This window comes from Deinococcus sonorensis KR-87 (assembly GCF_040256395.1).
In the GTDB taxonomy this organism is placed as follows: Bacteria; Deinococcota; Deinococci; order Deinococcales; family Deinococcaceae; genus Deinococcus; species Deinococcus sonorensis.
The window spans coordinates 87,669-102,864 of record NZ_CP158300.1; the positions used below are offsets into that span (position 1 = coordinate 87,669).

The window sequence follows — 15,196 nt, forward strand, 5'->3', positions numbered from 1 at the left end:
AACGGTTGTCAAATTTCGCACATTGAGAATTGCACTTGATGTCAAGAGCAAAAAGCACTACAGTGTGGAGGTGACCCTGCCTGTCTCTGCCTCCCCTGCCACACCCCCAGACACGGCAGAGGCCCTGTCCGGACGCCTGCTGTTCGGCCCCGACAGCTGCCCGATGCCGCTGCTGCCGCCCGCCGCCGGGCTGGTCGACCTGGGCGCGTGGCTGGCCACCGACGCCACCCAGCCGGGCAGCACGCCACTGACGGTCGCGCTCGTCCCCGGCACCCGCCGCTTCGCCGCGCTGCTCGCCGCGCTGGGCGTGGTCGACGCCCTGAAACTGCGCCGCCCCGACTCCGGCCAGGTATTCGACACGCTCTACCAGGCCGGGCAGACGCTGAAACCTGGCGAAGAAGGCCCGCAGGCCCGCTGGCGCAATCGACGCCCACCCACCGAACACCGCAGAACACCTGAGGGCACCGAACACACCGGTCCCCTGATCGGCAGCTCGATCAACGCCCAGGGCGAGCGTCAGTTGAGCTTCCAGGTGTACGTGCGCCGCCGGGTCAAGACCCGCGGCGCACCCAGCCGGATCAAATGGACGCCCGGTGAGACGCACCACGTTCCCGAGCGCATGCGCGACGACATCCTCGCCACCGGCGAAGATGCCCTGGACGGCAGCGCCCTGCAGCAGCACCGCAGCCGCAGCCTGGGCATGAGCCCGTGGCGCGAAGCGCTGTTCTCCGGCGTCACGCCGTACGACTACACCTTCTACGACCGCCAGGACGTGCTGCTCATCGGCAGCGAAGCGGCGCTCACCCAGGAAGCCCGGCTGCCGCTGTACCTGCGTGGCCCGGACGGCGCCCTGCTGACCGGCTGCCCGCTCGAAGCGCTGCGGGCCCACCCCTGGGTGGACGGCGGCGGCCTCAACTGCGCCTTCCTTCCCGCCGTCAGCGACGCCGAACCAGACGCCTTGCTGGCCGCCACCGCCGAGCACACCGTCACGATCTTCGACGGAGGCCACGCCTACACGCGCTACGGCGCGCACCTGGGCGGCCACCACCTGGTGCTCCTCGACCCGGCCCGCCCCGGCTTCGAGGCGGGCGACAGCGCCCTGCGCGAGGCTTTCCGCGCGCGTCAGGACGACGCCGAACTCCCCGCCACCCTGGCTGAGCCGTGGCCGGGACGCGCCCTGGCCTTCCGGAGGTATGCATGACCGCCCACGACGTCAGCGCCGACCTCACCGCCGAATTCGGCCTGAGCCTGTGGATCGACACCTGCGCGGACACCCGCGCCGCACGCCTGCAGGTGCCGTTCCCCGCGCTGGCGGCGTTTGCCCGCCGGGTCTCCGCGCTGGGACAGGTGGCCGCGGCCTGCGGGCAGGACGACGTGTTCCTCCCCGCCCTGCGGCTGCTGCGCCGGGCGCGCTACCTGCTCGCCACCTCGCCGCTCTCCACCGGCCACCCGCTGCTGTGGCCGGACGCCGGCCTGGAGGACCTCAAGCGGCTGCGCCGGCTGCTCCCCGCCATGCACGAGGAAGCCGCGCCGCTGGCCGAGGAGCTGTGGACGCTGGTCACCGACCTGCGCCAGGCGGACGTCAGCCCGCTGAGCGTGGCCCTGAACGCCGAACTGACCCGCCTCTCGGCGCGGCCCCGCCCGCAGGTGATCCCCGGCATGCCCCGCCCGCAGGCCCGCTGGGCCCTGGTGATCCCCAACACCCCAGCCCTGCTCGCCTGCCAGGCCGACCTCGAGGCGCGCTGGCCTGAACTCGACCTGCTGCCGCCGGGAGAGCTGCGCCGCGACACGCCGGCGCCCAACGAAGCGCACCGCGACGTCGTCTACGAGGCGGTGTACATCTGCGGCAGCCTCGCCGCGCAGCACGTCCCCGCGTGGGTGCTGCACACGCCCCGGGCCGAGCAGACGGTGCTGCTGCAGTACGACTGGCTGTGGGACGACGAGCCGGGGTTCCCCCTGAGCGCCCTGAACGACCTGCTGGCCCCTGAGCCGCTCACGGTGCGCCCGGCGGCGCCGGATGCAGCCGCGCTGGCCGTGCCGCTGCCCCCACGTCGGCCACGCCCGAACCGGGGCCGCACCGAACTGCTGGACGCCGCGCAGGTCCACGACGAAGACGAAGAAGAAGACCCCACCAGGACCCATGCCGCTGAACCCACGGCACCCAGCGCCCCCGCAGAACACCGCCAAGGCCCCCGCGTTGCCCCAGTCCGGCTCGAACCGTGGGCCCCCGACTACAGCCAGGCGCGCGGCACGGCCGGCACCGGCGCCCACGGCGAGAGCACGGTCCCCGCGCGGCTGCTGATCCTCCAGGGCGGGCATCAGGGGCTGCTGGGCGTGTGGATGGAAACCGAGGGACGCGCCTACATCGTCGAAGCCGAAGACGGATCGGCCGTGTGCGACCTGCCGCTCGGCGAGGTCCGCGCCGGGCAGCACCTGGTGCTGCGCGAACGCGGGGACCTGCAGCTGATCCACGGTTACGCCGCCGCGCGCCACGGTGAAGCCTACGGCCTTGCCCGCGAGGTGCACCTCGACTTCAAACGCGACCTCCGGCGGGCCGCGGCACGCTACGCCACCCGGGACCTGGCGTGCGCGGTCCTGGCCAGCTTCGGCGCGGTCAGTGCCAACCCCCAGAACTTCTCCAACTGGTGCCGTGACGACAAGCTGCGCCCGCGCGAATGGGCGGACATGGCCGCGCTCGTGCGCTTCGCCGGGCGCCCGGAGCGCGACGCCCAGCCGCTGTGGGACAACGCCGACCAGCTGTGGACCTGGCACCGCGAGGCCGGACGGCAGGTCAGCGAGCTGCTGGAACAGGCAGTGGCCGGCGCGGACCTCGCGCCGCTGCGGCGAAGCGGCACCCAGCGCTTCACGCTCGGCGAAGAAGGGCACACCCTGGTTGCCTACCGCATCGAGGACGTCACCGCCGAACTCGCCGACGTCCCCCAGAGCCGGCTGGAAAAACCGTTCCGGACCGCGCTGTGAGGCCCACCCTCTACCCGCCCACCCTGCCCCCGGACACCGAGCAGCGTCTGGCCGGCGAAGCCCACATCTTCCGCCGGCTGGCGACGTGCGACCGCCCGTGGACGGTCCTGCACTCACTGGGGCTGCCGAACCACCCGCTGTTCGAACGCGGCGAGGCCGATTTTGTGGTGCTCGCACCGACGCTGGGCGTGGCGGTGCTGGAGATTAAAGGCCACGGGCAGGCCTGGATCGACCCGGACACCCGGCTGTGGCACCTGGGGTACGATCCGCCGCGGGCGCGCGGGCCGGTGCAGCAGGCGCACGAAGCGATGTACAGCGTCCGGGAACGGCTGCGCCGCCACGACCAGCGTTGGGGAAGCTTCCCCTACGCCACGCTGGTGCTGCTGCCGTTCGCCGAGCTGGACGGCGAAGGCGAATGGAAGCCCTGGGAGCTCGCCGATCGCCTCCGCCTGAAGGCCTGCGCCCTGCAGGACCTGATCGAAGGTGCCCTGCGCGGCGCCCGGGAAGGCGCGGGTGGCCGTCCAGACGTGAACGACGTCCGAGCGATGGCCGACGTGCTGCGCCCAGCCCTGGGACGAGCCCCGGACCTGGCCCACCGGCGCGCCGCTGAACTCGCGCGCGGCGAAGCGGAGCTGAAGGTGATCCTGGACGCGGCGTGGGACAACCCCCGGCTGCAGGTGCACGGACAGCCCGGCGCAGGCCGCGGCTGGCTGGTCCGCCACGCGGCTTCTCGCGCGGCGGAAGAAGGCCGCCGGGCGTTGATCGTCACCCCACCGGGCGCGCTGCTTCCACAAGCGCCCGAGGGGGTCACCGTGCAGTCGCTCGACCAGGCGCTGGAGGACGATGGCGCCTTCGACTGGCTGGGCATGGACCTCGGCGAGTCCGCCGCGCCACCGGAGGCTCTGGACACGCTGTTCTCCCGGCTTACCGGCGGCCCGAGCGGCGGCCGCTGGCTGTGCGCCGCGCCCGGTGATCTTCCCGGCGCCCCAGCGACACTGACGCTGCGTACCAACCGCCGGACCCTGCCGCGCCCGGCCGCCTTCGCCCACACCCTGGGGCGGCTGACCCCACCCTGGCCGGCCGTGCAGCGCCCCGACGACCTCGCCGAGGTCAGCTCGCGCTGGCCAGCGCCCGGAGACGACATCGGCGCGCTGGCCGAGCTGCTGAACGACCTGCGCGCCCTGGGCTTCGCGCCCGGTGAGATCGCCGTGCTGTCCGGCGCGCCGGCCCCGCAGAGCCTGGCCGCACGCGCGGCCGCCGCGGGACTGCCGCTCGCCCCCTGGGCACCGCAGTCCACCACCGTCGGCTTCGCGTCCATCCTCGACTACGCCCGCCTGGAAGCCCCGGCGGTGGTGCTCACCGACCTGCCCCACGGCCCGGAGCCGCAGGCGCACCTGCGGCTGGGCGCCACCCGCAGCGTCGGTCACCTGGCCGTGATCGCCGGCCCGACCTTTCTGACCACCTACCTCACCCCAGTGGAGACCCGATGACCCTGCCTGACCCCCGCTTCTTCCACCCGGACGGCACCCCCAATCACCTCAAAGGCCGCGACGAGGTCCTGCTTTCCCTGCGCCGCGAACTCGTCGGCCCGGACGACGGGCGGCGCGCCGCGCCGCTGGACACCGCCGCGCGCCCCACCCTGGAGATGGCCGACCTCGATCAGGCCTGGAAGGACCAGGCCACCGGCGCGGAAATCCTCACCCGCGCCTCGCCCACCCGCCAGTACGCCGTGGGCGTGCTGTACGCCCAGGACAGTGCGCTGGCGCCGGCACGAGGCGAACCCAACCCCGAGGCGGTGGCAGAGGAAGACGCCGACACGGACGACGACGCCGTGCCGGCGCTGGACCGCACCGAAGAGCAGGCGATGCGGCAGCTCGCAAAGGACGCCCGCGTCATCGAAGGACGAACCGGGCACGGCGAGGAACGCGTCACGGTCGACGAAGCGGGCGAGGACGACGCCACCACCGGAGCGGGCAGCCGCGGCCTGCAGGCTGCGCTGAGCCTGAGCTTCCTGGCCGAGCTCCCGCCCGGCTCGCGGCTGGAAGTGCGGCTGCCCGAGCGGCATCACCGCCTGGACATGCCGGTCAACGGTTACTACGAGCGCTTTCCGGTGAACCTGAAGTCGCAGGACCGCCGCACCGGGCAGCCGCGCATCACGACCCGCAACATGCACGTGCGCCGCCAGGCGAGCGCCTGCTGGACCCTGGACGCCGCGGCGCTCAGCGCCGACCTGGGACCGCACGTGGCCGCGCAGGTCGAAGGCGCGCAGACCGGGCCGCTGCGGCTGGACGTGCAGGCGCTCTCCCGGGTGAATCCGGACGCGCCGGGCACGCGGCTGATCACCGTCAGCGTGATCAACCGCACGCCGGTCACCGATGAACTCAGCCGCGACCGCGCGGCGCTGTACCAGACGCACCTCGAAGTGCGCGTGGTGAACGGCGCGGGCGAGGCGCTGCCGGCGGTGCTGCCGTACCCCGAGCCGCCGCGCACCGACCCGGAGCTGCAGTCCAACGCCCTGCTGTACCGCGACATGCCCGCCTTCGCCGCCGGGCGCGGCATCTCCGCCGAATGGAATGGGGTGGGCCAACAGGCAGACGGATGGCGTGCGAGCGTGCTGTACGGCGAAGCGCTGCCGTTCGTGGAAACCCCCTCGATCACCCCCGACGTGCTGGACGAGCACCGCTTTCCCTTCGCGGTGAGCATGCGCGAACTGGCCGGGCTGGACGGCACAGACGCCGGCCTGGGCACCCTCACGCGGGTGTGCGAGCTGTACAGCGATTGGATCGCCGCGCGCCGCCTCGACGTATCCGGCGTGCCGACGCACCTGCAGGACGCCGCTGAGCGGCACCTCGCGCAGTGCGAGCAGGCCCTGACGCGCATGCGCGAGGGCCTGGCGTTCCTGCAGGATCCCGCCTTCCCGCACGCCGCAACGGCGTTCCGGCTGGCGAACGAGGCGGTGCTGCTGCAGCAGCTGCGCGCCGCGCTGCCGCCGCGCGAACCGGCCGCCCTGACCGCGTCGCGCACCACCTGGGATCCGGCCGCGTACCCGGCCGTGACCGACCGGCCCGCCGGCCGAGACCTCGGGCAGTGGCGCGGCTTCCAGGTGGCGTTTCTGCTGCTCTCGCTGCCCTCAGCGGCCCTGGGCGACCACCCGGACCGCGACCTGGTCGACCTGATCTGGTTTCCCACCGGCGGCGGCAAGACCGAAGCCTACCTGGGCTTGACGGCCTTCACCACCTTCTACCGCCGCCTGCAGGAGCCGGGGGACAGCGGCGTGCAGGTGCTGATGCGCTACACCCTGCGGCTGCTCACCGCCCAGCAGTTCCAGCGCGCCACCAGCCTGCTGTGCGCCATGGAATACCTGCGCCAGCGCGAAGCGGGGCGCGGCCGCCTGAACCTGGGTGACGAGCCGTTCTCCGCCGGCATCTGGCTGGGCATGGACACCACCCCCAACACCCGCAAAGACGCGGTGCGCACCCTGCAGCTGATGAAGAACACCCAGACGCGCACGAAGATCGACAATCCGTTCGTGCTGCGCGCCTGCCCGTGGTGCGGCGCGGCGATGGGCGTCCGCCGCACGTCACCCCCCCACAAGGGCGGCACCGCCGGGCGCGTGGTGCTCGGCTACAGTGAGGCGCAGCACGGCCGCCAGAGCTGGGTGATGCTGCACTGCCCGGACGCCAGCTGCGCCTTTCACCACGCGCGCGGCGGCCTGCCGGTGTACGTCACCGACGAGGACATCTACATCCGCCGTCCGTCGCTGGTGATCGCCACGGTCGACAAGTTCGCGATGCTGGCCTTCACCCCCAAAGCCCGGGCGCTGTTCGGCCTGAACGAGCGCGGCGAGCGCGTCTGCTCGCCGCCCGGGCTGATCATCCAGGACGAGCTGCACCTGATCTCCGGACCGCTCGGCACCCTCAGCGGCGTGATGGAAGGGGTGATCGAGACGCTGTGCACCGAAGACCGCCCCGGCCGGGTCCCGGCGCGGCCCAAGATCGTGTGCTCGACCGCGACCATCCGTGCCTACGCCGATCAGATCAAAGGCCTGTACGCCCGGGTGAACCGGCACGGCGAGGGCCACGCCGCGCTGTTCCCCCCGCCGGGCCTGACGGCCGCCGATTCGTTCTTCGCCCGCTACGCGACCCTGCAGGAAGCGGATGGGCGCTACGGCGAGGACCCGGCCCCGGGACGCCTGTACGTCGGCATGCCCGGTCACGGCTACTCCTCGCTGCCGGCCGCGCAGGCCAAGGCGTACTCGGCGCTGCTGCACGCCCCGGTGGAGCTGCCGGAAGCGGCGCGCGATCCCTGGTGGACCCTGCTGGGCTTCTTCGGCTCGCTCAAGGAACTCGGCGGCGCGGTGACGATGCTGCGCGGGTACATGCAGCCGTACCTGCGCAGCCTCAGAAACCGCCGTGGCCTGCCCCCGCGCGACGGGCGCTACGTCAACAGCGTGCGTGAACTGACCGGGCGGCTGGACGCCGAGGAGGTGCCGGAGGTGATCGGGGCGCTGATGCAACGCTACGACACCGCGGCGCGCGGCTCGGCGCGGGCGATCGACGTGGCGCTGGCCAGTTCCATCATTGAGGTCGGCATCGACATTCCCCGGCTGAGCCTGATGTGCATCCTGACGCAGCCGAAGACGACCGCGCAGTACATCCAGGTGTCCGGCCGGGTGGGGCGGCGCTGGTGGGAGCGGCCCGGGCTGGTGCTCACGATCTACTCCAACACCCGCTCGCGCGACCGCTCGCACTACGAACGCTTCCGCAGCTACCACGAGCGGCTGTACGCGTTCGTGGAACCCACCTCGGTCACGCCGTTCTCCCCGCAGGCGATGGAACGCGCCCTCCACGGCGCGCTGGTGGCGTACGTGCGGCAGAAGGGCCCGATGGTCGAGCACGACGACGCGGCCTTGAGCCCCGAGCACTTCCCGGACCACCTGTTCGAGCGGTTCTCGCAGATGATGCTCGGGCGCATCGCCCGGGTCGACCCGGCGGAGCAGCCACGCATGGCGGCGCTGCTGGCCCGCAAGCGCGACAACTGGCTCAGCTGGGCCTACCAGGACTACGAAGGCGCGGGCGGCACGGTAGCGCTGCTGACCCGCGCCGGCAGTCACCTGGACGACGGCCAGAAACGGCGCACCTGGCAGACCATGACCTCGATGCGCACCGTCGACGCCCAGTGTCAGGGCGAAATCACCACCCTGCCGATCCTGGACGCCGACAGCGCCAGCGCCGAAGCGCGCGAAGGAGTCACCCCATGAGAGAAGCCCCCCTGCGCCGCGCGCAGCTGATCACCACCACCGGCGTCGGCGCGCTGACCGTCGACAAGCTCGGCCGCACCCTGGTGTGCGGCGGTCTGGACTACTGGTTCCGCCGCACCAGCGACCAGGGCACCACCGCGCGCAGCCTCGACGAGTTTCGGGTGCAGGAATGGCGCCTCGAGGCTCTGCTGGGCGTCGACACCTTCCGGCTGCCGCCCGACTACCGCACGCCGAACCACGCCGGCACCGTTCCCAACACCAAGCTGACGATTCCGCTGCTGCGCTTCCCCACCTGGCACGTGTGCACCAACGACACTTGCGGCTTCCTGAAGCGCAAACCGAAGACCGCCACCGAGCCCCGAGTGGACTGCCCAGAGTGCAACACCGTCATGCAGCAGGTGCGGGTGGTGATCGTCTGCGCGCGCGGGCACCTCACCGACTTCCCGTGGCACGAGTGGGTGCACCACAGCGCCCACCCGGCCTGCCCGCCGGACCGGCTGCGCCTGAAAACCCTGCCCGGCGGCGGCTTCGCCGACCTGCTGGTCAGCTGCGACCACTGCGACAGCAGCCGGTCGCTCGAAGGGGTGCTCGGCTGGGATGAGCGCGAAGAGGGCGGGTACGTCACCGTGCTGTCCACCCGGCTCTCCCCCATCCCGAATGAGGTCTTCCTCTGCCGCGGCGAGCGCGCGTGGTTCGGCGACGAAGTGCCGCGGCAGGGCTGTGACCAGCAGGTGTACGCCACGCTGACCGGCGCGTCCAACACCTACTACAGCGACACGGTCAGCGCGATCTACCTGCCGGAAGGCACCGCCGGCGTGGTCGACCCGGCGTTGATCGAAGCGCTGCGCGAACCGGTGCCGGCGCAGTTCATCACCATGGCCCGGCAGCTGTACGCCTCCGGCAACCTCAGCCTCACCCCCGCGATGGTCACCGACTCGATCGAAAGCACCCAGGCCAGCCTGGTGGCGCGCTACGGCCGTGCGGTCGTCGAGGACGTGGTCGGCAAGCTGATCCGCGGCGAGCACCTGGGGGCGCAGACGCCGGAAACCGAGCAGGACCTGCGCTACGGAGAATGCCAGGCACTGCGGCAGGCCCGGGAAGAGCCGGACCTGGTGGTGCAGCCGCGCGACCCGGCGCTGTACGGCGACGTGGGGGCGCTGTTCTCGAGCATCAACCTGGTGCCGAAGCTCCGCGAGACACGGGTGCTGACCGGCTTCACCCGCGGCACCACCCAGAGCGTGACGCGCCCCGATGAGCGCCGCGCGCTGATGTGGCGCGACTTTCACCCGGAGCGCGACAACTGGCTGCCGGCCAGCGTGACGTACGGCGAGGGCCTGTACCTGGAACTCAGCCCCGCGCTGCTGGACGAGGCGTGGCTCGCGCAGGCCAGCCAGCATCTGAAGCGCCTCGCCGAGCGGCACGATGACGCCCAGGAGCGTCACGGCGCTGCAGGTGGCCTGGCGACGCCCCGGCGGGTGCTGGTGCACACCTTCGCGCACCTGCTCATCAACACGCTGACCTTCCACTGCGGGTACTCGGCCGCCAGCCTGCGCGAACGGCTGTTCGTGAGTGACGAGCCGGGCCACGAGATGGCCGGCGTGCTGATCTACACCGCCTCGGGCGACGCCGAAGGCACCCTGGGCGGCCTGGTGCGCATGGGGGAACCCGGCCGGCTGGAAGGCCTGATCCGCACGGCCGTCGAGGAGGCCGCGTGGTGCGCCAACGACCCGGTGTGCCTGGAAGCCGGTCAGGGGGAGCAGCAGGGCCAGGGCACCGGCGGCATCAACCTCGCGGCCTGCCACGCCTGCGCGCACCTGCCGGAAACCAGCTGCGAGCTGTTCAACGCCCTGCTGGACCGCACCCTTGTGGTCGGCCGGCCGCGTGAGCGCGAGCTGGGCTTCTTCTCCCGCCTGCTGCGCTGGTAAGCGCCCCCAGGGCGGACCAGGATCGCAACGCGGCCCCAGGCCCCTCTGCGGGGGCCTGGGGCGAGTGCTGTTCGGAGGCCCGTATGTTTCGAGGGATCCGGGCGCTTCCGGTGCTGGCCGCCCGCCTGCCCGAAGGTGCCCTGGCCTCCGTCAGGGACGGTCTTCTGCTCACCAGGACCTTCCGGATGGGCCAAATTCTTCTGTACGCCCTGTGATGCAGGTCGGGCCGCGTGACCCGCGCGTTTCCCGCGCTGAGCGCCGCACCTAGACTGAGCGGAATGACCCCTTCCTCCCCTGCCCTGTGGTCCTGCCTGCCTGACCTGCCGCTCGCCTGGGACCGGCTGCCCGAGCACGGCGTGACCCTGCCGGACGGCACCGCCCTGCGGTGCACCCACGCCCCGGACGGCACAGGGTACCTGACCGTGACCCTGCACGAGTCTGAAAGTTTCGAGGAGCTGTACGACGGCCGCGGCGCGTACACCGAAGAGGAGCACGACGATCCGGACACGGTGGTCGAAGCACGCTGGACCGAAGCGCAGCGGGTGATGGACGCCCGGGTGGCCGAGGCGACGGCCGTGCTCGGGCCGCCGAGCGCCGATCCGGCCTCGAGTCTGTACCTCAACTGGCCGCTGCCGGGGCGGACCGTCTCGGTGGGGCTGTTCCAGGCGGACCGGGAGTGCCCGGTCGAAGTCTGCGTGTGTCTGCTGCCGCCCGGCCAGACGCCCGGCGGGCTGGGACTCTGAGCGCCCGGGAACGCCCGAGAAACGTGCGTTTCGACAAAATCCCGATTCGGGATTTTGTTCTATACTTATCTTCTGCACCACCGGGAGACCCATGGCTAAGAACGACGCACCCATTAAAATCATCGGCACCTCCGACAACGCCAGCGACAAGAACCGCGCCCTGATGGGCGCCATGGCGCAGATTGAAAAGAACTTCGGCAAGGGCGCCATCATGCGCCTGGGTGCCGAAAGCCGCCTCGACGTCCACAGCATCAGCACCGGCAGCCTCAGCCTCGACCTGGCGCTGGGCGTCGGCGGCATCGCCAAAGGCCGCATCACCGAGATCTACGGCCCCGAGTCCGGCGGCAAGACCACCCTGGCGCTCTCGATCATCGCGCAGTGCCAGAAGGCCGGCGGCACCGCCGCGTTCATCGACGCCGAGCACGCCCTCGACCCGGCGTACGCGCGCGCGCTCGGTGTGAACACCGACGAACTGCTCGTCAGCCAGCCGGACAACGGCGAGCAGGCGCTCGAAATCATGGAGCTGCTCGTGCGCAGCGGTGCGGTGGACATCGTGGTGGTCGACAGCGTCGCCGCCCTGACGCCCCGCGCGGAAATCGAAGGCGAGATGGGCGACAGCCTCCCCGGCCTGCAGGCCCGGCTGATGTCTCAAGCGCTGCGCAAGCTCGCCGGCGTGCTCAACAAGACCGACACCGCCGCCATCTTCATCAACCAGGTGCGCGAGAAGATCGGCGTGATGTACGGCAACCCCGAAACCACCACCGGCGGCAAGGCCCTCAAGTTCTACGCCACCATGCGCCTGGACGTGCGCAAGATCGGCCAGCCGAACAAGGAAGGCAACGAGGCCGTGTCGCACACCGTGAAGATCAAGGTCATCAAGAACAAGGTCGCGCCGCCCTTCAAGGAGGTCGAGCTGACCATCGGCTACGGCTCCGGCTTCGACCAGCTCTCGGACCTGGTGACGCTCGCGAGCGACTACGACATCATCAAGAAGGCCGGCAGCTTCTACAGCTACGGTGATGACCGGATCGGCCAGGGCAAGGACAAGGCCATCGCGTACATCAAGGAGCGCCCCGCGCTGGAAGACGAGATCCGCCAGCGCGTCACCGCGCGGATCCTCAGCAACCAGAACGAAGCGGCCACCGCCGTGCTCGGCGAACCGGCACTCAGCGAAGCCATCAACTGAACACAGCGAGACAGCGGGCGACCATCGTGGTCGCCCGCTTCGTTCTGCCGGCGCAGGCTCACTCGGAGCGAAGCAGCCGCGTCACGAGGGCGGCCGCCGCCTGCTGCTCGCCGGTGAGGTCCGAAGAGGCCGGAAGGTACCGGGTGCTGCGGCCGGTCCGCACGCCGACCTCGCATCCGGACCCGGCACGGCGGGGGTGCTGCGCCAGCGGCCGCAGCACCCGGAAGGCGCTCAGCAACCGCGGCTGTTTGGCCGCCGGGATGCCTTCGCTGTGCGACCCGAACTGCGCCCCGCCCCGCCTGGGCATGTGATACGAGCTGCGCTTGTACCAGCTGACGTCCACCTCGGTGTGAGAAACGCGCTGCCCGGCGTCCAGGGAACAGTCGACGACAAACGCGTCCGCCCCGGCGAACACGTCCTTCAGCGCCGGGTCCGGCGCGCAGGCGACCAGGGACGCGGTGAACAGCGCAGCGGCCACGAACGGACGAACAGCAGACAGCGGGTGGCTCAGGGACATGTCCCGAGTCTATGAAGGCCGTTCAGGGCGGCTCAGCGGTCCAGGTCTGAGGGGATGTGCCGCTCTGGGTGCTGCAATCGCACGAGCAGCGGGCGTTCGCGGCGGCCCAGCCGGAACGCCTCCACTGTCGCTCGCACGTACGCGTTGCCGATGTGCTCAGGGGCTGCCATCCGGCGTACGGCGCGCTACGCCACATGGCGGTGGTCGCTCCCGCCGGCCCGCACTACGATGTCCCTCAGAACAGCACCGAAGAAGGAGGTCCGCCGATGAACGATCTATCCACCGATTCCGCCCTGTCCGATCTATCTGACGATTCGCTCGCGGACCTTGCCTCCGCGCCGCGCGCCGGTCTGTAAAACCAAGCCCCTGTTCATCCATGCCAGACTGACGGAACCGGTATACGTGTCAGCCTCAGAAGCTGAATTTTGCGAGTTCGAATCTCGCGTCTGGTACCACCTGGATTCGTAGCGCAGTGGTCAGCGCACCCGGTTGTCAGCCGGGGGGTCGTGGGTTCAAGTCCCATCGGGTCCGCCAAAACACAGGTCCGGAACACCCTGTTCTGAACAGGGTGTTCCGGACCGTCTGCGGTTCGCCTCACTGAAAGCGGGGCAAGTCGCTACAGTACCCGCATGCGGCTGATCACCTCGAAACGCTACTCGGATGATTCCCGGCTGCTGCTGGAAGCCGCGCGGCAGCAGGGGTGGGACACGCTCCGGCTGCAGTCGAACACGGTTCCTCCGGAGGCGCTGGGCGCGGCCTGCTGCGTATACGCGGAAGGCTTCCTGGCCGAGCACCTCGCCGATCAGCTCGGCATTCACCTGCTGCGCCCGGCGAACGACGCGCTGGCCCGGCTCAGCCGGGCGTTGACCGCCAGGGCCATCACGTTCTGCACGGCAGCGGAGTTCCAGCCGCTGACCCGGCCGATGTTCGTCAAGCCTGCCGATCAGAAGCTGTTCGCGGCGGCGGTGTACCGCCCGGGTGAGGACATTCCAGGGCTGGAGACGCTGCTGCCGGACGATCCGATCCTGATCTCGGAGGTGGTGCACTTCACCCGGGAGTACCGCTTCTTCGTGCGGGACAGCACCGTGAGGACCGGCTCGATCTACTGGCACGGCGACCGGGTGCCGATGGTCGACGTCGGGTACGAAGGAGCCGGGGATGCGCTGTGGGACCAGGCGGCCGCGTTCGCGCAAGCGGTGTGCGCAGCCCATCCGCTTCTGCCACGCAGTTACGTTCTGGATGTCGGGCAGCTCGACTCGGGCGTCTGGGCGGTGATCGAGTTCAACCCGGTGTGGGCGTCGGGCATCTACGGCTGCTCGCCGAGCGCGGTGCTGGACTGCCTCGCCGTCGCCTCGACCACCCGGCCAGCACCCGGACCCTGACCTGTCCGCTGTCCCGTTCCATCATCCGGAAAGCAGCGCTCGACCGACATCCATCAGGCGGAGCACGGCCAGCACGCCCATCACCACCGAGCCATCTGGTCAGTCGTCAGTCGATGTCGGCGTCGAGCCGGCCATCCGCTGATTTGATGTCCCGTACGTCGGTTAGGGCTTGGCCGCCAATCTCGAACAACGGCGTGTTTATGATGACCCCCATGTTCTTCCCGCCCCAGGTAACGACCTTGCTGACCTGCTCCGGCTTGAACCGGTTACCGGGCACGTATGCGTGGCCGGCCGCATACGCCTTGATGAACCCGAGCAGCTCGACGCCCCAGGTGAAGGTCGTCTCGATCTCAGTCAGGTAAGGTTTCAGAGCGATGGGACGACTGTTGTACTCGATCACTGCAAGCCGCTCGGTGGGGCTTTCCTTATCTACAGAGGCGATGTAGTGGATAGCGTTCCTGGCCTTAACCGTCGCATTGAGCGACTGAACCTCAAAAGCACCCGAATAAGTGCGGTCGGAGTGCTTGAGCGCACCGTATTCGGCCCGCTGGCCGTCCCCGAGGTAATTTTCAAGGATGTGGTGGGCAAGGTCCAGAAATCCCTGCTGCTCGCTCGGGTCCTTGTAGATGGCCTGAGCGAGTGCCAGAAGATCCTTGAAGACGCCTGCACTCAGGTCCACCTTGGGGTTGGTGGTGGCATTGTAAAGATCCTCGGCCAGCGCATCGAGGTGGTTATTCCGATACCGGGTCAGCCAGAAGCCCACGGCGTTTGGCGCCTGAATGAAGGCGCACAGCAGGGCGCATAGGTACTCGCAGAGCTCGAGGTGATTCTGGCGCATAGCGCTCAGCGCGTGGTGACCGTTTTTTGAATCGAGCTGCGTCACGAAGGACCGGTGTTTAAACCGGTGATAGTCGAAACTGATTCCGGCGATGTATTCGGCGTTCACGATGTCCGGATCGACCTCGATCCACTTGAAGGGGGCTTTGCGATCGCCGACGAACACGCTGGTTACCGTGACCTGGCTGCTGGGTTCCAGCCTGGGAAATCCAAATCGATGCTGCATGTAAGATGCTACACGGTGCGCTTTCTGAGAGGGGAACATCTGCTGCAAGCCACGTTTCAGGCCGCGTCTGCATATCGCCACTGGCTTCACCGATCTGTGCCAGCGTGGTCCTGCTGAGCCTCCCTGTCGCGTGGAACGCCG

At 70.1% G+C, this 15,196-nt stretch carries 11 protein-coding genes and 2 tRNA genes; 11 read left to right on the forward strand and 2 right to left on the reverse strand.

All coding sequences use genetic code 11. The features are described 5' to 3' along the window. Nucleotides 1-70 precede the first annotated feature (70 nt). The 7 genes from ABOD76_RS20545 to recA all read left to right on the forward strand — a co-directional run bounded on the left by ABOD76_RS20545 (nucleotide 71) and on the right by recA (nucleotide 12,093). On the forward strand, nucleotides 71-1,201 hold the full coding sequence (locus ABOD76_RS20545) for a hypothetical protein (RefSeq protein WP_350245577.1): 1,131 nt from the start codon (nucleotides 71-73) through the stop codon (nucleotides 1,199-1,201). Then, a complete protein-coding gene (locus ABOD76_RS20550; RefSeq protein ID WP_350245578.1) occupies nucleotides 1,198-2,979 on the forward strand; it encodes a hypothetical protein in 1,782 nt (593 codons plus the stop codon). Before ABOD76_RS20545 ends, ABOD76_RS20550 begins: the two co-directional genes overlap by 4 nt. Further along, the gene (locus ABOD76_RS20555) at nucleotides 2,976-4,469 is read left to right on the forward strand and encodes a hypothetical protein (RefSeq protein WP_350245579.1); all 1,494 of its coding nucleotides are present in this window, start codon (nucleotides 2,976-2,978) and stop codon (nucleotides 4,467-4,469) included. The genes ABOD76_RS20550 and ABOD76_RS20555 overlap by 4 nt, the downstream gene beginning before the upstream one ends. Then, nucleotides 4,466-8,239 (forward strand): helicase-related protein, encoded by a 3,774-nt coding sequence (locus tag ABOD76_RS20560; RefSeq protein ID WP_350245580.1) that lies wholly within the window; start codon nucleotides 4,466-4,468, stop codon nucleotides 8,237-8,239. Before ABOD76_RS20555 ends, ABOD76_RS20560 begins: the two co-directional genes overlap by 4 nt. After that, entirely contained in the window at nucleotides 8,236-10,164 is a 1,929-nt protein-coding gene (locus ABOD76_RS20565) for a DUF1998 domain-containing protein (protein WP_350245581.1), read from the forward strand. The genes ABOD76_RS20560 and ABOD76_RS20565 overlap by 4 nt, the downstream gene beginning before the upstream one ends. Before the next feature lie 278 nt (nucleotides 10,165-10,442). After that, nucleotides 10,443-10,907: a hypothetical protein gene (locus ABOD76_RS20570; RefSeq protein ID WP_350245582.1), complete on the forward strand. Its 465-nt coding sequence runs from the start codon at nucleotides 10,443-10,445 to the stop codon at nucleotides 10,905-10,907. Between the two features lie 163 nt (nucleotides 10,908-11,070). Continuing rightward, nucleotides 11,071-12,093 (forward strand): recombinase RecA, encoded by a 1,023-nt coding sequence (gene recA, locus ABOD76_RS20575; protein ID WP_433961779.1) that lies wholly within the window; start codon nucleotides 11,071-11,073, stop codon nucleotides 12,091-12,093. 58 nt (nucleotides 12,094-12,151) lie between these two features. On the opposite strand, the gene ABOD76_RS20580 is transcribed toward recA, so the two are convergent. After that, entirely contained in the window at nucleotides 12,152-12,610 is a 459-nt protein-coding gene (locus tag ABOD76_RS20580) for a hypothetical protein (RefSeq protein ID WP_350245584.1), read from the reverse strand. A gap of 56 nt (nucleotides 12,611-12,666) precedes the next feature. Here ABOD76_RS20580 and ABOD76_RS20585 point away from each other — a divergent pair, with 56 nt between their 5' ends. From ABOD76_RS20585 to ABOD76_RS20600, 4 genes are all read left to right on the forward strand, one after another. Next, entirely contained in the window at nucleotides 12,667-12,966 is a 300-nt protein-coding gene (locus tag ABOD76_RS20585) for a hypothetical protein (protein ID WP_350245585.1), read from the forward strand. Between the two features lie 22 nt (nucleotides 12,967-12,988). Next, nucleotides 12,989-13,065, forward strand: a tRNA-Leu gene (locus ABOD76_RS20590). Nucleotides 13,066-13,068: 3 nt separating this feature from the next. Then, nucleotides 13,069-13,144, forward strand: a tRNA-Asp gene (locus ABOD76_RS20595). 95 nt (nucleotides 13,145-13,239) lie between these two features. Beyond that, on the forward strand, nucleotides 13,240-13,992 hold the full coding sequence (locus ABOD76_RS20600) for an ATP-grasp domain-containing protein (protein WP_350245586.1): 753 nt from the start codon (nucleotides 13,240-13,242) through the stop codon (nucleotides 13,990-13,992). Between the two features lie 106 nt (nucleotides 13,993-14,098). On the opposite strand, the gene ABOD76_RS20605 is transcribed toward ABOD76_RS20600, so the two are convergent. After that, the gene (locus tag ABOD76_RS20605; protein ID WP_350245587.1) at nucleotides 14,099-15,055 is read right to left on the reverse strand and encodes a hypothetical protein; all 957 of its coding nucleotides are present in this window, start codon (nucleotides 15,053-15,055) and stop codon (nucleotides 14,099-14,101) included. Nucleotides 15,056-15,196 lie beyond the last annotated feature (141 nt).